The sequence below is a fragment of the Cognatundibacterium luofuense genome (genome assembly GCF_018139685.1).
In the GTDB taxonomy this organism is placed as follows: Bacteria; Pseudomonadota; Gammaproteobacteria; order Burkholderiales; family Burkholderiaceae_D; genus Undibacterium; species Undibacterium luofuense.
The window spans coordinates 553,137-574,181 of sequence record NZ_JAGSPN010000001.1 but is presented as its reverse complement, the minus strand read 5'-3'; the positions used below and the strand labels follow the sequence as shown (position 1 = coordinate 574,181).

Genomic DNA, 21,045 nt, shown 5'->3' with positions numbered 1-21,045 from the left:
TGTTAAGCTTGTTTCGCCAGTTTTCCCGACACCGCACTGATACTGCCTGCACCCATTACAATCAGCACATCACCGTCGTGCAACTGGCGCAGCAGAGTTTCAGGCATTTCCTGAATATCTTCGACAAATACCGGCTCGACTTTTCCTGCCACGCGTAAGGCACGTGTCAGTGCACGACCGTCCGCAGCCAGTATCGGTGCTTCACCGGCAGCATAGACTTCTGCCAGTACCACCGCATCTGCAGCGGAAATGACGCGGACAAAATCTTCAAATAAATCACGTGTGCGTGTGTAACGATGCGGCTGAAAAGCAAGTACCAGACGGCGCCCGGGATAAGCACCGCGAGCCGCAGCCAGCGTCGCTGCCATTTCGACGGGATGATGGCCATAATCATCCACCAGCGTAAAGCTGCCGCCAGCAGGCAACGGGATATCACCATAACGGGTAAACCGGCGCCCGACGCCATGAAATTCATTCAGTGCGATGGTGATAGCCTCATCGCTCACACCCAGTTCACGGGCAATCGCGATGGCGGCACATGCATTCTGCACATTATGCATACCCGGCTGATTCAGACTGACATTCAGTGCCGGATAGTCTTTCTGGATGACAGTGAACTCCATTTTTCCTGCGACAGCTTTGGCATCCACTGCGCGTACTTCTGCATCTTCGTGAAAACCGTATGTCACTACCGGTTTGGATACCGATTCCATAATTTCTCTGACGTTTGCATCATCAATACAGAGCACAGCAACGCCATAAAATGGTAAGCGGTTAGTGAAATCAATAAACGCTTGTTTCAGGCGTCCAAGATCGTGACCATATGTTTCCATATGGTCTGCATCGATATTGGTGATCACTTCTATAACCGGTAACAGATTCAGGAACGATGCATCGGATTCGTCTGCTTCAACGACGATAAAGTCGCCGCTACCGAGCCGGGCATTGGCACCCGCACTATTCAGACGACCACCAATCACAAATGTCGGATCCAGTCCCCCTTGCGCGAGAATACTTGCGACCAGGCTGGTGGTAGTTGTTTTTCCATGTGTACCGGCAATCGCGATACCGCTCTTTAAGCGCATTAGTTCCGCCAGCATCATTGCGCGCGGTACGATAGGAATATGTTTTGCACGTGCTGCAATCACTTCCGGATTATCTGCTTTTACCGCGGTAGATGTGACAACCGCATCTGCATCGCCGATATTTGCAGCATCATGTCCGGTATAAATTGTTGCCCCCAGAGTTGCCAGACGCTGAGAAGCTGCGTTACTGGACAAATCAGATCCCGAAATAATGTATCCGAGATTCAAAAGAACCTCGGCAATACCACTCATACCGGAACCACCGATACCTACGAAATGTATATGTTTTACTTTATGCTTCATGCCAGCTCTTCCAGTATGCGGGCAATATTTTCACTTGCCTCGCGTCGACCCAGTGCATATGCAGTGATTGCAAGTTCGCTGCACTGTTTACGATTTAATTCTTGTATTGTTTTTGCCAGTGATTCAGGCGTCAACTCCGTTTGCGGCACGTAAAGTGCAGCTTGCTTCGCTGCCATCCAAACTGCATTTTGCTTTTGATGCGATGTGCTTGATGCCATAAAAGGCACCAGCAAACTGGCAACTCCCGCTGCCGTCAGTTCTGAAACGGTAATTGCGCCCGCCCTGCAAATAACCAGATCTGTTTCAGCGTAGCGAACAGCCATATCATTAATGAAATCAACTACTTCAGCCTCAATTCCTGCCCGTTGATAATTCTCCCGCAAAGCGGCGATATTCTGCTTACCAGACTGATGCGTTACATGTGGGCGTTTATCCTCCGGAATCAGCGCAAGCGCTGCCGGAATCGTATCATTCAGCACTTTTGCTCCAAGGCTTCCACCAACGACCAGGATGCGCAATTTCCCCTGACGTTTTTCGTAACGCAGATCAGGCGATGGCAACATACAAATGTCATGACGAATTGGATTTCCCGTCCAGACCATTTTGTCTTTTAACACCGTATCCGGCGGCAATCCGAACATCAGTCTTGCCGAGAATGGCAACAATGCATGATTGGATAACAACAGCGCTGCATCAGCATTCATCAGCACCACCGGTTTGCGACGTAACCACGCAATCAACCCGCCGGGAACAGTGACGTATCCGCCCATCCCGATAACGACATCCGGCTTTCGCTTTCCTATAATTCCCCAGCAGGTGTAAAGACTTCGCAATAATTTCCATGCGCCGGATAACGTATGCTTCCAGCCTTTTCCTCGCATGCCGGTGAAATCAAGTTTATCAAGATCAATTCCACGAGCTGGCACAATGTCCGACTCCATACCGGCACTGGTTCCCAGCCAGCTGACATCCCAGCCACGTGCTTTCATGAGCTCTGCAATAGCAAGCCCCGGAAAAATATGCCCGCCCGTTCCGGCTGCCATAATCAGCAAACGCTTTTTATCTGTACTCATGTTCGGCCTCCGCGCATCATGACACGGTTCTCATAGTCAATCCGCAGCAAAATAGCGAGTCCGACACAGTTAATCATGACACCGGAACCACCGTAACTCATCAACGGTAACGTCAGTCCTTTGGTTGGTAACAGCCCCAGATTTACCCCCATGTTGATGAATGTCTGGACGCCAATCCACAAACCAATACCTTTTGCTGTCAGTCCGGCAAAAGTCTGATCAAGTGCAATAGCCTGCCGGCCAATTTCAAAAGCACGTTTAACAAGAAAATAAAACAGCAGGATCACCGTCAGTACGCCGACAAATCCCAACTCTTCACCAATAACTGCCAGTAAGAAATCTGTATGTGCCTCCGGCAGATAATGCAGTTTTTCAACACTGGCACCGAGCCCGACTCCGAATAACTCACCGCGACCGAAGGCAATCAGCGAATGGGTCAACTGATATGCTTTACCAAGAGCATGGTCGTCGTCAAACGGACTAAGATAAGCAAAAATCCTCTCCCTGCGCCATGGAGATAGCAGGATAACCATGGTAAAAATTCCTACCAGAGTAGCGGCAATACCACCAAACCATACACCGTTAATTCCTCCGAGGAACAAAATTCCCATCGCAATACAAACAATCACGCCAAATGCACCGAGATCTGGTTCCAGCAACAATAACAAACCAACCAACCCGACTGCCGCCAGCATCGGCAAAAAGCCTTTTGTTAACTTGTGCATATACTGCTGTTTGCGCACGGTATAGTCTGCCGCATATAAAACCATGAACAGCTTCATTAATTCGGATGGCTGTAAATTAATTACCTTCAGTGAAATCCAGCGTTTTGCGCCGTTAACGCCTTTTCCAATAAACGGAATCAGTACCATTACTAACAATATCAGCGTTGCGACAAACAAGTATGGTGCAACTTTCTGCCAGGTTTCAATACGCACCCGAAATGCGAACGCCGCTGCCATTACCGACAAAAGTACAAACAAGCCTTGGCGAATAAGGAAGTGCGTATTTTTATAATTCGCGTATTTCGGTGAATCAGGCAAAGCAATCGATGCTGAGTACACCATCACCATCCCAAACAACATTAGGATCAGCGTCACCCAGACCAGTGGCTCGTCGTAAGTCATCATCCGGGAACGATTAACCAGCTGCGTCTGCGGTTCAGGAGCAGCAAAAGGAAGAAACTTCTGAAGAGACTGACGCCACTCCATCAGCAAACCTCCCCACGTTCCAGTGCGAATTCACGCACAGCATCTGTAAATACCTGAGCCCGGTGGGCGTAATTACGGAACATATCCAGACTTGCACATGCTGGTGACAACAATACTGTATCGCCCTCCTGTGCAATATTTCCTGCGCGCGCTACAGCATCTTCAAGTGACGAAAAATCTTCTAACTGGATATCTGTATCCCGCAATACATAACGAATCTCAGCGGCATCCTTACCAATCAGCATGACTGCTTTCGCATATCTCGCAACAGGCTGCATCAAAGGGAAAAACGATTGCCCTTTACCATCACCACCGGCAATCAGCACAATACGTCCGGCACGCCCTTGCTGCCCCAGCCCGTTTAATGCAGCAACTGTCGCTCCGACATTTGTACCTTTGCTGTCGTCAATAAAATCAATACCGGCGACTGTCGCAATCAGCTCAACACGGTGCGGCTCGCCTTTATATTCGCGTAATCCATGCAACAGCGGAGCGAGAGGCAATCCAATCGCCCTGCATAATGCCAGTGCGGCCATCGCATTTGCCATGTTATGCTGCCCACGGATTTGCAAGGCATCACCCGGCATCAGACGTGAGATCAGAACCGGTATTTCGACTGACTCTTTTTTACGTCTTTTGGATGGCGGAGCATCCTCTTCTGCAGGTGTCGCCAGCACCAGCCATTGCATGTCATGTTCGCTAAGCAAACCAAAATCACCAGCGCGCTCCGGCAAATTTAAGCCAAAACTGACTTGCATTGCTCCCTGACGCGCCATAGCCATCACATGGGTATCATCCCGGTTCAGAATCTGCACTGTTTTTTCACTGAAAATTTTCGCTTTGTCGTTGCAATACGCTTCAAGCGAACCGTGCCAGTCGAGATGATCCTGCGAAATATTCAATACCGTTGCAGCATCTGCATGCAGACTAGCTGCTGTATGCAGCTGAAAGCTGGAAAGCTCAAGTACCCATACGTCGGGCAAATCCTGATTCAGCTGGCATTGTAAAAGTACATCCAGCATCGATGGACTGATATTGCCCGCAATCCTCGTTTTTAATCCAGCTCTCTGACAAAGCAACCCGGTTAAACTGGTTACCGTCGTTTTTCCATTGGTTCCCGTAATTGCAATCACTTTTGGGTTGTACTGTGAGGCATCTTTCAGGGTACGCAGAGCGTATGCAAAAAGTTCGACCTCTCCCCAGACGGGTATATTTTTCTCGACAGCTAACGCTAAAACTTCTTTAAGCTCACCATTCGGAGACAAGCCAGGACTGACGAAAATAAAGTCCGCATCATCAGCTAAAGCCTCGCTAAACGCGCCGGAAACAAACTGAATATTTCCACCGAGTGCCAGCAATGCCTCCAGACGCGCAGGAGCCTCCCGTGTATCTGCAACAGTAATTTGTGCAGTTTCAGTCCGGTGCAGCCACTGCACCATCGCAAGTCCGGACTCTCCGAGCCCGAGGATAAGCAACTTTTTATCCGCAAACATTGTTAAGTCCGGTTATCGTAATTTCAATGTGGAGAGACCAACCAACACCAGCAGAATCGTCACGATCCAAAAACGGACGACTACCTGGGTTTCCTTCCAGCCCTTCTTCTCAAAATGATGGTGCAGCGGAGCCATTAAGAACAAGCGACGACCTTCGCCATAACGCTTTTTCGTGTATTTGAAATACGACACCTGCAAAATAATCGAGACAGTTTCCGCGACGAATACCCCACCCATAATGAACAAAACGATTTCCTGACGAACGATTACAGCAATCGTCCCCAATGCACCGCCTAAAGCCAGAGCACCGACATCCCCCATAAACACTTGCGCCGGATGTGCGTTAAACCACAGAAAGGCAAGGCCAGCACCGGCCATTGCACCACAAAAAATCAGAATTTCACCTGCGCCGGGAATGTATGGAATCAACAAATATTTCGAATAGATTGCGTGACCTGTGAAATAAGCAAAGAGTCCAAGCGCCCCACCGACCATGATAGTCGGCATAATCGCAAGCCCATCAAGACCATCAGTAAAATTAACCGCATTCGAACTGCCGACAATGACACAATATGTCAGGATAATAAATCCCCATACACCCAATGGATAACTGATCGTCTTAAAAAATGGAACTATCAGATCTGCTTTTGGCGGAAGATACATACTAAAACCGGATTGCGCCCAATCATAAATTAACGGCAAAATTTTCTCGCCTGTTGGTGCCGATACCGAAAACGCCAGATAAAAAGCGGCGGCAATACCAATCAGAGATTGCCAGAAATACTTTTCCCTCGAACGCATTCCTTCAGGATCTTTGTAAACGACTTTACGGTAATCATCGACCCATCCGATTGCACCGTAACCCAGTGTTACAACAAGAACTACCCATACAAAGCGATTACTTAAGTCAGCCCACAGCAGAGTAGCAATGCCGATAGAAATCAGAATCAGTACACCGCCCATCGTCGGCGTACCGCTTTTCACCAGATGTGTTTCCATTCCATAACTACGCACAGCTTGCCCGACTTTCAATCGGGTCAGCATGCGAATGACTGCAGGACCAGCAAATAAGCCGATTGCAAGCGCAGTCATGGTCGCGAACACCGCCCGGAAAGTGATAAAACCGAACACCCTTAAAAAGCCGATATCCGATTTAAAATATTCTGCCAACCAAAGCAACATGCCTTTATTTCCCGTATGTTTTTATATTTATCTAAAACAACTCAGTATTATGCTTTCAGCAAATACTGAACAACTCGCTCCATTTTCATAAAGCGGGATCCTTTTACAAGTACAGCCATTCCGCTCCGGACTGTTGCATCGAGCGCTTCATTCAATTCATCAAGTGAAGAAAAGAATCGCGCATTCGAACCAAAGCCGTCCGCAGTGTGCTTTACCAGATTCCCGAGCAAAAATACCTGCTCAATACCGGCCTCACGTGCATACTGTCCAATCTCAAAGTGGAATTCATCGCCTTTCTCTCCCACCTCTCCCATATCCCCCAGGATAAGCAAACTATCGGTATAGATGCGCAAAACATCAATTGCAGCACGCACGGAGTCCGGATTAGCGTTATAGGTATCATCAATCACAGTCACATGACTTTCAGACAAATGTACCTGCAGTCGTCCTTTAACCGGAGAAAACGACGTCAATCCATCAGCAATTTGTTTAAGAGTTAAGCCAGCGGCAAGGCAGCACGCAGCTGCCGCCATCGCATTTCGTACATTGTGAACACCGCTGGCATTTAACTTAAACGAAACACGTTCACCGAATGCTGTCAGATGGATCGTGTTTCCAGCCTGATCTGCTTCGTAGTCAGCTGTGACATCTGCATCCTGGCTGAAGCCAAATGAAATCACTTTTCTCTGCCCGGCAAACTCACGCCAAATAGAAGTGAAGATGTCATCCGCGGGGAAAACTGCCACTCCGCTCGACGGCAAACTATTGATTACTGCACCATTTTCTCTGGCAACCGCCTCAACGGTATGCATAAACTCCTGATGTTCACGCTGCGCATTATTTACTAATCCGATAGTCGGTTCAGCTGCGACCACAAGTTGTGCGATTTCGCCCGGATGATTCATTCCCATTTCAATCACTGCTGATTCATGAGAAGAATTCAGCTGCATGACAGTCAGCGGAACACCAATTTCGTTATTCAGATTTCCGGAGGTCGCAAGTCTTTTATTCTGACCAAAATGACTGGCAAGTACTGAGGCAATCATTTCCTTGACGGTTGTTTTTCCATTACTTCCGGTAACACCAATCACCGGAAGCATAAACTTACGACGCCAGAAGCGCGCAATCATTCCCAAAGCTACTTTGGTATCAGTTACCTTCAATGCCGGAGCATTCCACCCCTCGGGTAAGACTTCCGCAACGACTGCTGCGGCACCGTGGTCGATCGCCTGCTGCAGAAATTGATGTCCATCGAATTGTTCACCACGGATCGCGACAAACAACTGGCCCGGCTTAAAATTTCTGGTGTCAGTCGTTATGCCTGAAAAATTAACATCCTGAATACAAACAGCGTCAGGAATGTCCGCCGTCAGCGCCAGTAAACTGCCTGCTATCATGTGTTCCTCTTCATACTGGTTGCAACGGTTGCCAATGCCAGCGAGGCATGCTCCTCATCAGAAAATGGCCATTTCTTCCCGTTAATATCCTGATAGGTCTCATGGCCTTTGCCAGCAAGCAAAACAACGTCTTTATCCTGCGCATGCTTAATTGCATACAATATCGCCGTCGCGCGATCTTCAATCACATGTGGCTGAATTGTCATGCCTGATAAAATATCCCGGATAATTAAGGAAGGGTCTTCTGTACGGGGGTTATCACTGGTGACAACAATCTGATCCGCTTTTTGAGAAATTCGACCCATTTGAGGACGCTTACCCGGATCACGGTCTCCCCCGCAGCCGAACAGACACCAGAGTTTGCCCTGCCGTTCTTCAGCCACTGGTAATAAGGCTTCGATGGTTTTCTCAAGGGCATCAGGCGTGTGAGCGTAGTCAATGACAACCATCGCGTGCCCGGCTGAGCCCAGTAATTGCATACGACCCGGCACTGGCGTCAGCTTTTCAATGATCGACACTACCTTAGCAAAACTATGCCCGTTGCCCAGCAAAACAGCCATTACCGCCAGTACGTTACTGACATTAAAGCGGCCGACCAACTGAGTTCGTATTAAACCGTGGCCGAACGGAGAGTCGAGGTGAAAGCTGGTACCTGCATGCCCTGTCTTTAAATGGGTTGCCCGCAACAGGGGAAACCTTGCATCTGCAGTACCTTCGACGGAATATCCGATGATCGCCAAGTCAGGATGAGTCTTAATTATTGTTTCCGCAAATTCAGATCCGGTTTTGTCATCGACATTTAGAACCGCAAGACGTAATCCAGGCGTTTCAAAGAGACTGCGCTTAGCATCAGCATAAGCAGCCATCGTGCCGTGATAATCCAGATGATCGCGGGTTAAGTTTGTAAATACAGCTGTTTGAATATCGAGCCCGGTAAGTCGCCCCTGATGAATTCCTATCGACGAAGCTTCAATTGCGAGCGCCTTTGCCCCTGCCTGCTTAAGAGAATTTAAAGACCGCTGTAATTGAATTGCGTCGGGAGTCGTGAAGCCCGTCTCCCGCATTTCACTCAGGTGTCCCTGACTCCAAATACCATTTCCCAGCGTTCCTATTACTGCGCATTCGGTTTTCAGCAATGACATTGCTTTCGCTATCCACTGCGTCGTTGAAGTTTTGCCGTTTGTGCCGGTAACAGCGACAACGGCTAGCTCCGCATCTGGCATTTCGTACCACGAAGCAGCAATTTTCCCGCAAATTTTATCGAGGTTCTCTATCTGAATTACAGGTATATGCAGGGAGGTCAGAGATGCGCCATCACCTGCTTCCCTAACGATGGCCGCAGCGCCATTTTCAACCGCCTGCTGAATATAATCACGCCCGTCTCCGGCATGGGTTTTCATCGCAAAGAAAATATCACCAGGACGGATTTTTCTGGAATCCGCAGTTAAATCAGCCTTCGGTGCGATTGCCCGTAACTGTGAAATCAATTCTTCCATGTGCAAATCAGAATGTGTCGTCATTACATACTCTCCTGAACTGCATTTGTGTCCGGAATAATACTGGTGACCGAAGAGTCAGGTGTCACGTTCAGTGATCTCAATACATTTGCGGTAATTGCGGCAAAAACAGGTGCAGCAACTACCCCGCCATAGTGTCCACCGACCGTAGGCTCATCAATCATGACTGCGACGATTACGCGCGGCTTAGACACAGGAGCAAATCCGACAAAATCAGCAACATATTTATTCACATAGCGCCCGCCTTCAAGCTTATGTGCTGTACCTGTTTTACCTGCAACGCGATAACCCGGAATGCGCGCTTGCGTTGCAGTTCCACCGGGTTGCGTCACGGACTCCATCATCAGTCTCATCTGCTGAGCGGTTTTATCAGAAATGACCCGCTGCCCCTTCACAACACTGTCTGTCTTTTCGAACGTAACCGGAATCAAATCCCCGTCACGGGCAAAAATTGTGTAGGCACGTGCCATTTGCACAAGAGATACGGAAATTCCGTGTCCGTAGCTCATTGTTGCCTGCTCAATCGGACGCCAGTTTTTATAATTTCGAAGGCGACCCGCAACTGCACCGGGAAAACCGAGTTTCGGCTGCTGCCCGAATCCCACGGTTGTATACAACTCCCACATTTCTTTTGGTGACATTTGTAATGCCATCTTTGCCGTACCAATATTCGATGACTTCTGAATTACCTGCGCTACCGTTAGAGCACCTTCTTTATGCGCATCATGAATCACAGCAGGGCCAATCGTCATAATTCCTGGTGCAGTCTGAAAGACTGTCTCGGGAGTAACGCGGCCGGTTTCCAGTGCCCATGCAACTGAAATCGGCTTCATTGTCGAACCCGGCTCAAAGGTGTCAGTCAGTACACGATTACGCAACTGTGCACCAGTCAAGCCTCCGCGTTCATTTGGGTTGTAAGTTGGCAAATTAACCAGCGCCAGCACTTCGCCGGTTTGTGCATCAATAACAACTGCACCACCAGCTTTTGCTTTATGTTTTTCAACCGCTTCTTTTAAATGTGTATAGGCAATGTATTGAATTTTGCTGTCAATCGAGAGCGTCAGATCTTTACCGTTATGCGGTTCGCGAATAGCACGGATATCCTCAACAATGCGCCCCAACCGGTCTTTAATAACCCGGCGGCTGCCATTTTTCCCGGCGAGGTTCTTTTCGGCACCAAGCTCCATTCCTTCCTGCCCGATATCTTCGACATTGGTGAATCCAACGACATGGGCCATCACTTCCCCTTCCGGGTAATAACGCTTATATTCCTTTCGCGTATCAACCCCGGGAATTCCCAATGCAATAATTTTTTCTGCAATGTCGTTTTCCACCTGGCGCTTCAGATAAACAAATGTCTTATCTGAATTGAGTTTCTTTGCGAGATCTGCATCAGAAATGCCCAATAGTGAGGCTAGCTGACGCAGCTTCTCCTTGGGCGCGTCTTGTACGTCTTCAGGAATTGCCCAAATCGCTTTTACAGGAATAGAGGATGCGAGTACCTGACCATTCCGGTCAGTAATTTTTCCACGGGTTGCCGGTAGTTCCATTGTTCTCGCGTAGCGGTTTTCTCCCTGCTTTTGCAGGAAATCCGTGCTCTTTACTTGCAAAAAGAGTGCTCGTGAAATCAGTGCAACAAATGCAATAAACAAAAAAAACAACACCAGTCGCGAACGCCATGATGGCAACTTCACCTCCAGAACAGGACTGGATGAATAGGCAACACCACGTGATGCCGCTTTCCGCGAGACGTTACCAGACCTCTTCATTTCACTTCCGCCGCTTTGAGGAACTGCGTACGTTCCGGGGTGACCGGCACCATATTCAATTCGTTACGGGCGACAGACTCAATGCGTGAGGTTTTCCCGTAAATGGACTGATCCAGCCGCAACTGGGTCCATTCCGTCTCATATTGTTTACTTAGACCCTGTTCGCGCTCCAACTCAAAAAAGAGCCGACGAGCCTGATATTGAGAATTAATCAGCAACAAGGCGCAGATAATCAGAGAAAAACCAAGAGCGATATTAATTTTCGTCATCGGACCTCCCCTTGCGTACGCTCTGATATACGCAAAATGGCGGAACGTGCACGCGGATTGGCAGAAACTTCCGCATCCGATGGCTTAATTCGCTCAATCAGTTTAAGAGGTGGCTGGGGCAAATCCACTGCGCGAATAGGTAATCTGCGATCCGGTTGAATTACTGACGAATTAGAAGCGAAAAACTGCTTTACTATCCTGTCTTCCAACGAGTGAAAACTAATGACTGAAAATCTGCCCTGATAATCCAAAAGGGAAAGACCGGCATTCAGTCCGGTTTTGAGATCTTCGAGTTCCTGATTGATGTGAATCCGTACAGCCTGAAAGGTGCGGGTTGCAGGGTCCTTACCCTTCTCGCGAGTTTTGACGGCGTTTGCAACGATTTGTGCCAGTTGCCGGGTTCTGGTAATGGGCTCGACCTGGCGGCAAGCAATAATCGCCTTTGCAATCTGAAAAGCAAACCGTTCTTCCCCATATTCCTTAATTACCTCCCTGATTTTTTCTTCACTTTCAGTGGCAAGCCAATCCGCCGCAGAAATACCACGCGTAGTATCCATCCGCATATCGAGCGGACCATCCGACCTGAAACTGAAACCTCTTACAGCGTCATCCACTTGTGGCGAGGAAATTCCGAGGTCCAGCAAGATGCCATCTACTCTGTTAATTCCAAGTTCACGCAGGGAAGAACATACTGACGCAAAACTGTCATGAATAATTCTGAAGCGAGAGTCCTGAATCTGATTTGCGCAAGCGATTGCCTGCGGATCTTTATCAAATGCAATCAGTCGTCCGCGATCAGATAACTGACTCAGGATCAGGCGACTATGTCCGCCACGTCCGAACGTCCCGTCAATATAGGTACCGTGAACACGATCACCGGTCAGATTGAGACCGTCAACCGCTGCATCCAGCAGCACGGTTTTATGTGCGAATTCTGTCGCTTGCTGATTCATCATTGGCTGCGATCAGAAAGAAAAGTTATGCAAAACATCTGGTGCGCCAGCGGCTTTAGCGTTGGCTTCATTTTCAGCCAGCCTGCCTGCATCCCAGATTTCAAAATGACTCCCCATGCCCAGCATCATAATGTCACGCTGAATAGCAACAGCATTACGCAACTCAGGGGCAATCAGGATACGACCTGCAGTGTCCATATCTACATCAAAAGCGTTCCCCAGAAAGATACGCTTCCAGTCACGAGCCTGAATTGGCCATGCCGCAATTTGCTCACGGTGCGACTCCCATACAGTCCGGGGAAACAGCAACAGACAGCCATCCGGATGACGGGTCAGCGTTAACTTACCGTCAAACTCTCGAATCAGGGAGTCACGATAGCGCGCAGGAACAGACATCCTGCCTTTCGCATCGAGATTGATTGCGGATGGACCCTGAAACACGTTGTGACCTTTTTAGTGGAAATAAATACTGAGGAAGTTAATGGTGAAGATATCGGAATTAAGGGAATTTATCCCACAAAATTACACTTTTTCACACTAACGCCCACTTTAGTGGATGGTTGCCTTCCGGTCAAGCGCATTACCCTGACACGACGACAATTTCTTTAATGAAGTCAATGACTTAGATCAGCGTCGACTAAGGATTAGCGTAGAAATATGAGATAAATGAAGGACTTAGGCGATTATTCGAAGAAGTCGCCTGAAATTCAGAAGGAAAATGAAACACAAGTCAGAAATACGATGCAGCAACGATGCTGATTTCGTCAAAAACAGATAAATGTATTTGCTTCGATCAGTTCAATACTTGCTGTTGCAACAAAGCAAGAAAATCCCGGGCCGGAATCGCTTTGCTGAAAAAATAGCCCTGATATTCGTCGCAATCGAAATTTTGCAACGTTTGCAGTTGAGTTGCCGAATCAACTCCCTCTGCAATCACTTTTAAGCCGAGTGTATGCGCCATCGCGACAATCGTATGGGCAATCGCGGTGTCATTCGGATCTTCAGGAATATCTTTAATGAAAGACCGGTCGACTTTGACGCTATCAACAGGAAAACGCTTTAAATAAGCAAGAGATGAATAGCCCGTTCCGAAATCATCGATCGATAAGCTAAAGCCTTCTTTTTTGAATGCGTCCATTAAGACAATTGCCTGGTCGCGGTTATGCATCACCATGCTCTCGGTAATCTCAAACTCCAGCGCATTCGACGGAACACGCCAGAACTCCGTTACCCCACGGACCTCATCCAGTAGCTGATACTCATTAAATTGCGAAGCTGACAAATTAATTGCCACACGCCCGAATCCGGCATCAACCTGACGAAAACTGAGAATATCTTTACATGCAATATCCAGAACCAGCATACCCAGCCTGGAAATAAGCCCTGCCTCCTCCGCCAGTCCGATGAAGTCATTCGGAAACAAAATTCCGCGGTCTGGATGATTCCAGCGCACTAAAGCCTCTGCGCCGACAATTTTCCCCGTGGCTACAGACACTTTAGGCTGGTAATACACAACAAATTCACGTCGCTCCAACGCCTTACGTAAGCGTGCTTCAAAAGCAAGTTTCTCGACGGTGTGCACATTCATTTCCGATGCATAAAACTGGTAATTGTCTTTACCCTTGTTTTTTGCCCGGTACATCGCGATGTCGGCATTTTTTAGGAGCGTCTGCGCATCCTTTCCATCACTTGGGAAAGTTGCAATACCGATAGAGGCGCTCAGTTGACATTCCTGTCCATCAATTTCAAATGGCTGAGATGCTTCAAATAGTAATTTATCTGCAATACTTCCTAAATCACTAGGATCACTAAATTGATCAATTAACAAGATAAATTCATCACCACCGATTCTGGCAACAATATCGGACTCCCTTAACACCCGTGTAAATCGCGCGGCAACATCCCTGAGAACTTTATCCCCTTCGTCGTGACCGAATGTATCGTTGATATTTTTAAAGCGATCCAGATCAAGAAAGAGCACCGCCAGTTGCGTCTGATTTCTTTCTGCAAGAGAAAGTGCCTTACTCAAATGCTGGTTATAGAGAAATCGGTTTGGCAGTCCGGTCAACTCGTCATAATGCGCAAGACGTAGAATTTTCCGCTCAGATCGTCGCGCCTCGATTGCAATGATCGCAATTTCTATCATGGACATTATGAAGCTGTGGTCTTCTTCGCTAATTAATACAGCCTCGCGCAATAAGAGTGTAAAGCATCCCAGAACCTGGCCATACTTATCCATCAAAGGCCATGAAAATGCTTCCCGATAAACTGCAAGTTGTTCAAGTTGGTTCACAAACTGCATTGAACTATCATTTGGCAAGTCTTTAGCGTGCACTGGACTCGCATGCATTGCGGCATCACTCCACAGCCCGTTGCCATGGGTAACTGGCAGATCCTTTAGCTGCACATGAATAAATTCAGGAAAACGACTCCCAATGCCAGCAACAAAAGTACGCTGATCCTCACTAAGCAACTGAATACCGACAGTCCAGCGAACGCGAACCGAGTGCATAAAATCACATACAGCATTCAGAATTTCGATCGGGTCCTGATTTGCCCCGATCATTTGCAACAGCCTGTTTTGACCTTCCAGTAATTGTTCCGACTTTTTCCTGACACTGACATCACGCTCTACACAAAATACCAGTGGCTCGTTATTAATTTCTACTTTGCTCAGTGTTATTTCGATATAGCAAGGACTGCCATGCCTTTGCATGACCCACTCGAGTCGCTGCACCTCGCCATTGAACGCAAGATCAACATATTTCCTGACCAGCTGTTTGCTGCTTGTCAATGATTCTCCAGCGATATTCTGGTGTGTATCTGAGAAGTCTCCTGCCTGACGCCCTAGTACATAGCTGGCATCTTTCACCCCTAGTAACTCAACGGCAGCCGGATTACAGTCAACGTACTCATAATTCCGGTTAATCAGCAGAATTGCGTCCTGTGCACCAGCAAATAACAACCTGTATCGGCTTTCACTTGCTTCAAATCGCTCACGCGATTCCTGCAATCGCTTTAACTGAATCAGTAAAATAATGGCGAGGGTAAAGATGAACAGCAATGTCGTTCCGGTGAACAAGACTTTCTGATGCATGCGTCCGTGCCATTCCCGCAAAATATCGTCTACATTGCGCGAGAAAACCAACGTAACAGGAATACCTGAAACCTTACGAAACGCATATAACTGCTCCGCATCGGCTCCTTGCATATCCGGCGCTATCAGACTGCCATCTTGTTGATCTGCTGAAATTGCACGCAACAACCATTGCTCAGTTATAACGTGCGATTCAATACTTTGATCAAATGGTGCCCTGGCGAGTAACTGCCCCTGGTAGTCGTGCAAAGAAATTACACCACGATTTCCTCTGGACAATATTTCATAGAACTCGAGAAAATAGGCAAGGCGGACATCCGCTTGCACAATGGCGATCAGTTCGCCTGATGTGCTGAAGACATTTTTTGTGACTGGCAAGATCCATTCACCATTGCTCTTAACCTTCAGTGGGCGTCCGATAACCAATTGCTCAGAAGAGCTTAATTTTTGCGAATCACGGATTTGCTGGCTTGTAGCTGGCGCATCCTGCTGAACATCATATGCCCGGCTGGTTTGGCGAATCTGCCCGTAAGGATCGTAGATACTGACAGAAGCAAGAAATTGCGTATGAAGCGGAGCAGACCTTAGTAACTGGCTTACCGCTTCGCCATTCAGGTTATGGGAATGATCATCGTTTAGCACTACGCTGACCATGGAAATGGCTTTGACCGACTCACTGAAAGCCCGGCTTGCATGTTCCTCAAGTATGCGTACCGCGAACTCGCTGTTCTGGCGAGCCTCAGAAAGCGTTCTCTCCTGATCTTCGCGTACAGACCACCAGCTTTGCACAATAACAATTACCAGTATCAACACCATGCAGCCAACAAAGGCAAGCAAGGGAACATTGCGTTGAGACGGTTGTGTGCTCATAACGACTCTTTCAGATCAGTTGAAGCTTGTCCTTCTGCGTTTCGAACAGGGACTTAAAGGCGGCGCAAGTTTATCACCAGAAACTCCGCGATCACTGGCACCACAGCACCAAACAATGAAAATCATCAAAAACTCCACTGATCATTGCATCATAGTCACTCAGGTGCTGCAATTAAATAGCTTTACCAGTGCGAATGTCTAATAACAACAGGCCAGCACATCAATGATTCCGTAAAGTTCCGATCAGTGACATTTTTCGGAATACGCTATGAAAAAAGGGAAAGCGGATTTCTGATGGCTGAATTGCCATCCATCCGGTTAGTGAGGGGAAAAATAAAGCAGGCCGGTAGGCCGGATTCTGTTACGGTCTGATCACTCAGACTATGACAATCATTCCTCTAGGCGCTGGATTGCTCCAGTGCTCAAGCTTTCTACCCGCACGCTCCGCGAGCCACATCAATGCGTGCCTATTTGAAATTGCTCCGGGTGGAGGTTACCGCGTTTCACCGTAACTGAATACGCTCGTCTCTGTGGCCCTATTCCTCGCCTTATACCTTGCGGCTTTCAGCGTACGGCCGTTAGCCGTCACCCTGCTCTGTGGAGTCCGGACCTTCCTCCCGCTGCTACATTGCTGTAACAGCCAGCGATTGTCTGGCCTGCTTCGGTCGCTATTGTAACCGATCAGCGACGATTTGACCGCAACCGGAAAAATCCAGGCCACATCCCATGATTTCTGATCACCTTGCTATTGGAAAATCAAAATAACCGCGATTCCGTGCAGATACTTTTTACAGACACAATATAAGGAATCCATTCCACATAAGGCAGGCTTTCTGGTAGCTTACCGTTTTCTTTAACAACACGATAAAAAATACAATGGAGACAATCCGCTCTGGTGGTCAGTTGATAGTGGATGCTTTGCGCATTCATGGCGTTGAAACCGCATTTGGTGTTCCTGGCGAAAGTTATCTCGCGGTTCTGGACGCCTTACATGACAGTGATATCAGTTTCATTATTAATCGCCAGGAAGGCGGAGCCGCATTCATGGCTGATGCCTATGGCAAGATGACAGGTAAGCCCGGCATTTGCTTCGTTACACGTGGGCCGGGTGCAACCAATGCCTCCATCGGCATCCATACCGCCTATCAGGACTCAACGCCGATGATTGTATTTATCGGTCAGGTCGGTAACGACTTCGTCGAACGCGAAGCTTTCCAGGAAATCGATTACCGCCGAATGTTTGGTCAGATGGCAAAATGGGTAGCACAAATCGATCGCGCAGACCGTGTACCGGAAATGGTGGCCCGCGCTTTCCAGATCGCAACCAGCGGTCGTCCGGGTCCTGTTGTTCTGGCGCTACCGGAAGATATGCTGATACAAGAAGTCCGCGTCAGCGACACCCGTCGTTACCAACCGGTTCAGGCGCACGCTTCGCCAGCGCAACTTTCACAGTTCAGCTCTATGCTGGCAGCGGCGCAAAAACCCGTTGTCATTCTTGGCGGAAGTGGCTGGAATGCAGCAGCCTGCGAACAAATTCTGGCATTCGCCCGCAAACAGCACCTCCCTCTGTCTTGTGCATTCCGCTTTCAGGATCTGATTCCGAATAGCGATCCGCAATACATCGGCGATGTCGGTATCGGCATTAATCCTAAACTGGCTCAGCGGATCCGTGACTCGGATCTGGTGATTGCGATTGGACCGCGCCTTGGTGAAATGACAACCAGTGGTTATACGCTGCTGGAAGCACCTGTACCTAAGCAAAAACTGATACACATTCACAGCGATACTCTGGAACTTGGCCGTGTATATCAGGCTGATCTGATGATCAACAGTGGCATGCAGGAAATTGCAGCAGCACTGGTCGCCTTGCCTGCCGTTTCCGAAAACCCGGTCTGGGCCGACAGCGTTACCGATGCACGCGCTGAACTGCAAGCATGGCAGGCAGAGCCAGCCATTTTTGCCAAAGAAAATGCGCCATTAAATTTATGGCAAATGGTTCAGGAGCTGCAAAAACAATTGCCGGCCGACACAATCATCACCAACGGCGCAGGAAATTATGCGACGTGGGCACATCGTTACTTCTGCTACGGTGGTTTCCGCACCCAGCTTGCACCGACCTCAGGTGCAATGGGCTACAGCGTGCCATCCGGTGTTGCAGCAAAAATTATCGCGCCAGAACGTACGGTAGTCACTTTTGCAGGTGATGGCGAATTTCTGATGAACGGACAGGAACTGGCCACCGCTGCACAGTATCAAGCCGGATTGATCGTGATCGTTTTCAATAATGGCATGTACGGTACGATACGCATGCATCAGGAACGCGAATTCCCTGCCCGTGTTTCCGGTACGCAATTACAAAATCCCGATTTCGCTGCACTTGCACGTGCATTTGGTGGTCATGGAGAAACTGTGGCGACGACTGAAGCATTTGGTCCGGCATTAGCCCGCGCCGTCGAATTCACTCGCGAGCATAAAAAGCCAGCATTAATTGAATTGCAATATGACGGGAATCTGATTACGCCCGGAGCGAGTCTCATGACGATTCGTGAGCAAGCCATCACCTCTGGCAAATAACGCTTTACAAAGATCACAGCCGGTCATCCGTGACCGGCTTTTTCTTTGCCTGTTTGCAATCCTGATACAAAATGCTAGCCTGCTGATAACAAGACGACCTGACTCTTTGGGCAAATGTATAAGTCCCATGGCTTATTATCTGAAATCAGCAGCAGGCATTTTTTTTGCTATCCCGTTTGTATTTCAATCAAACTGCGCCAAGACTTAAAAGACACATGAACGACACAGCCTACACGTTGTCCTCCCCGCTTGCGGCAAAAGATCCGCAGGAGAATCCATTGCTGGCACTGACCATTTGCTGGCATCCGGATGAATCCCGAATCGGAGAACAGTTTATCTCCACGGATTTTGCCAACAAAATCGAACTGAACCGGTATTTTCCGGTATTCCAGAAAACCGGTGGAGAAGGCTTGCCAATCGGACATGGAGCCGTATCGCGTGATCCTGTCAGAATTGAACGCAGCGATCAAAACCGCATCACGATTACACCACCCTCCAGCAAAATGATTGTTGAGGTGAATGGGAATTCTGTTGCCGAACCGATCAGCTTTCAGTCGGAAGAAACCGCCAATGGAATTATTCTAGCACTGGGACGCAGCGTCATTATTTGCCTGCACTGGATGCGTTCGCTTCCGAAAATGAATGCGATTCCCGGTGTTATTGGTGTTAGCGATGCTGCAATTCACTTACGTGATCAGATCAGACAAATTGCCGGCACAGACATGCCTGTTTTACTGCTCGGTGAAACAGGTACCGGCAAAGAAGTAGCCGCACAGGCAATCCACCGGCTCAGCGCTCGTCAGCATTTGCCAATGGTCAGCGTCAACATGGCCGCACTCAATGAGTCCCTGGCAGCAGCCGATCTTTTCGGCGCAGCGCGGGGAGCTTATACGGGGGCGCAACAAACGCGGAAAGGTTATTTTTCTGAAGCCAGTGGTTCGAGCCTGTTCCTTGATGAGATAGGAAATACACCTTCTGCAATTCAGCCTATGCTGCTCAGGGTACTCGAAACCGGTGACTACCGGCCGCTCGGCGCTTCACAGGATATGCGATCTGATGCGCGGCTGATTACAGCGACAGATCAGGATTTATATTCGGTACAGTTTAACCAGGCTCTGTTGCGTCGCCTGGAAAGCTTCGTGATCCATTTACCACCACTGCGCGAACGGCGTGAAGACATCGGTGTACTGATCGTACATCTGCGCCAGCAAACTGGTATCGGAAGCCAGCAATTATTGCCATTCGAAATCATCAGTGAACTGATGCTGTACAGCTGGCCGGGAAATATCCGTCAGCTTTCGCATGTGTTACGACGCATACTGATTGCGTTGCAAAGTGGCGAAAACCCGCGTCTGGCGTCACTGGTACAGAGTTACGCACCGCATCACGACAGCGCAATTAACGTCACTCACAGCACACCAACGAGTTCAGCGAGCCACGCGAAGCCAGCAGCACAGAGAAAAAGGCTGCATGAGTTGTCCGAAGACGACGTGACCCGGGCGATGATTGAAAATGACTGGTATATCCAGGGAGCAGCACAGGCGTTAGGTATTTCACGGCCGTCCATGTATAAATTACTGGAGCAACACTCCCAGATTCGGAGGCCAGAACAAATCGCACACCATGAGCTTCAGACTGTGCTTCAGCATCACAAGATGAATATCGAACTGAGCGCTGCTGAACTGAAAACCCCGAGTGAAGCCCTCCGTCGATATGCCCGGGCAGTTAATCTGATCTGAACGCTCTGCCGCGTTACAAAAAAAAGGAACCTTTGCAGGTTCCTTTTTTCAACACTTCCGGAATTAACAATTTTCAGCCGAAGGTGGTGGATTACCTGTGACAATCACCATCTCCGGATCAGGTAACTGATATTGATATTGTTGCTGATCTTTGTCTGTAAATGTCGCGTAAATCGCATAGCACCAGGACATCAGTTGACTTGGCGGGAATGAGGTCGCAAAGTCTTCGCGAATCGTCAGCTCACCATCTGTAATATCCAGAATCGGGAAGTTGCCACCCGCTGCTCCGGTCACTGGATTTGCGCTCATCGCGTTTACTTTTGGTGTAAAGCGGATCACAGCAAAATTCAAGGTCAGCGGGCCATCATCAAATTTAAACAGAATCTGGTCACCACCGTACAGCACTGCCGGTGCGAAACCATCATGCCACTCGTAGCTGAGGTTACCAATCAAAGGATATCCGCCTCTGATTTGCGGCACTGTTAAGTTCAGTTGATAGATTGCCATACAATT

General features: G+C 48.5%; 15 protein-coding genes and 1 other RNA gene. 2 read left to right on the top strand and 14 right to left on the bottom strand.

All coding sequences use genetic code 11. The features are described 5' to 3' along the window. Positions 1 to 2: 2 nt before the first annotated feature. The 13 genes from murC to rnpB all read right to left on the bottom strand — a co-directional run bounded on the left by murC (position 3) and on the right by rnpB (position 16,882). Complete coding sequence (murC, locus tag KDM89_RS02585) at positions 3 to 1,388, bottom strand: UDP-N-acetylmuramate--L-alanine ligase (RefSeq protein WP_212686358.1); 1,386 nt, start codon at positions 1,386 to 1,388, stop codon at positions 3 to 5. Further along, complete coding sequence (gene murG, locus KDM89_RS02580) at positions 1,385 to 2,461, bottom strand: undecaprenyldiphospho-muramoylpentapeptide beta-N-acetylglucosaminyltransferase (RefSeq protein WP_212686357.1); 1,077 nt, start codon at positions 2,459 to 2,461, stop codon at positions 1,385 to 1,387. Before murG ends, murC begins: the two co-directional genes overlap by 4 nt. Beyond that, positions 2,458 to 3,591 carry a putative lipid II flippase FtsW gene (gene ftsW / locus KDM89_RS02575; RefSeq protein ID WP_230427643.1) on the bottom strand — a complete coding sequence of 378 codons (1,134 nt, stop codon included), beginning with the start codon at positions 3,589 to 3,591 and terminating at the stop codon, positions 2,458 to 2,460. The genes murG and ftsW overlap by 4 nt, the downstream gene beginning before the upstream one ends. Before the next feature lie 80 nt (positions 3,592 to 3,671). Continuing rightward, positions 3,672 to 5,165, bottom strand: a complete 1,494-nt coding sequence (murD, locus tag KDM89_RS02570) for a UDP-N-acetylmuramoyl-L-alanine--D-glutamate ligase (RefSeq protein ID WP_212686355.1) — start codon at positions 5,163 to 5,165, stop codon at positions 3,672 to 3,674. A gap of 12 nt (positions 5,166 to 5,177) precedes the next feature. Further along, entirely contained in the window at positions 5,178 to 6,347 is a 1,170-nt protein-coding gene (gene mraY, locus KDM89_RS02565) for a phospho-N-acetylmuramoyl-pentapeptide-transferase (protein ID WP_212686354.1), read from the bottom strand. A gap of 47 nt (positions 6,348 to 6,394) precedes the next feature. Then, the gene (locus KDM89_RS02560; protein WP_212686353.1) at positions 6,395 to 7,744 is read right to left on the bottom strand and encodes a UDP-N-acetylmuramoyl-tripeptide--D-alanyl-D-alanine ligase; all 1,350 of its coding nucleotides are present in this window, start codon (positions 7,742 to 7,744) and stop codon (positions 6,395 to 6,397) included. Continuing rightward, positions 7,741 to 9,264, bottom strand: coding sequence for a UDP-N-acetylmuramoyl-L-alanyl-D-glutamate--2,6-diaminopimelate ligase (locus KDM89_RS02555; RefSeq protein ID WP_212686352.1), 1,524 nt, complete (start codon positions 9,262 to 9,264; stop codon positions 7,741 to 7,743). Before KDM89_RS02555 ends, KDM89_RS02560 begins: the two co-directional genes overlap by 4 nt. Continuing rightward, complete coding sequence (locus KDM89_RS02550) at positions 9,264 to 11,030, bottom strand: peptidoglycan D,D-transpeptidase FtsI family protein (protein ID WP_212686351.1); 1,767 nt, start codon at positions 11,028 to 11,030, stop codon at positions 9,264 to 9,266. The genes KDM89_RS02555 and KDM89_RS02550 overlap by 1 nt, the downstream gene beginning before the upstream one ends. Beyond that, positions 11,027 to 11,299 (bottom strand): cell division protein FtsL, encoded by a 273-nt coding sequence (gene ftsL / locus KDM89_RS02545; protein WP_212686350.1) that lies wholly within the window; start codon positions 11,297 to 11,299, stop codon positions 11,027 to 11,029. The genes KDM89_RS02550 and ftsL overlap by 4 nt, the downstream gene beginning before the upstream one ends. Further along, positions 11,296 to 12,255 (bottom strand): 16S rRNA (cytosine(1402)-N(4))-methyltransferase RsmH, encoded by a 960-nt coding sequence (rsmH, locus tag KDM89_RS02540; protein WP_438947492.1) that lies wholly within the window; start codon positions 12,253 to 12,255, stop codon positions 11,296 to 11,298. The genes ftsL and rsmH overlap by 4 nt, the downstream gene beginning before the upstream one ends. 9 nt (positions 12,256 to 12,264) lie before the next feature. Beyond that, positions 12,265 to 12,693 carry a division/cell wall cluster transcriptional repressor MraZ gene (gene mraZ / locus KDM89_RS02535; protein ID WP_212686349.1) on the bottom strand — a complete coding sequence of 143 codons (429 nt, stop codon included), beginning with the start codon at positions 12,691 to 12,693 and terminating at the stop codon, positions 12,265 to 12,267. A gap of 352 nt (positions 12,694 to 13,045) precedes the next feature. After that, a complete protein-coding gene (locus KDM89_RS02530; RefSeq protein WP_212686348.1) occupies positions 13,046 to 16,219 on the bottom strand; it encodes an EAL domain-containing protein in 3,174 nt (1,057 codons plus the stop codon). Between the two features lie 331 nt (positions 16,220 to 16,550). Then, positions 16,551 to 16,882: RNase P RNA component class A (gene rnpB / locus KDM89_RS02525), an RNA gene on the bottom strand. A gap of 213 nt (positions 16,883 to 17,095) precedes the next feature. On the opposite strand from rnpB, the gene KDM89_RS02520 reads away from it, so the two are divergent. Both KDM89_RS02520 and KDM89_RS02515 read left to right on the top strand, forming a co-directional pair. Continuing rightward, positions 17,096 to 18,793, top strand: coding sequence for a thiamine pyrophosphate-binding protein (locus KDM89_RS02520; protein WP_212686347.1), 1,698 nt, complete (start codon positions 17,096 to 17,098; stop codon positions 18,791 to 18,793). 215 nt (positions 18,794 to 19,008) lie between these two features. Further along, on the top strand, positions 19,009 to 20,532 hold the full coding sequence (locus KDM89_RS02515; protein ID WP_212686346.1) for a sigma 54-interacting transcriptional regulator: 1,524 nt from the start codon (positions 19,009 to 19,011) through the stop codon (positions 20,530 to 20,532). A gap of 63 nt (positions 20,533 to 20,595) precedes the next feature. On the opposite strand, the gene KDM89_RS02510 is transcribed toward KDM89_RS02515, so the two are convergent. Further along, on the bottom strand, positions 20,596 to 21,039 hold the full coding sequence (locus tag KDM89_RS02510) for a hypothetical protein (RefSeq protein WP_212686345.1): 444 nt from the start codon (positions 21,037 to 21,039) through the stop codon (positions 20,596 to 20,598). Between the last annotated feature and the right edge of the window lie 6 nt (positions 21,040 to 21,045).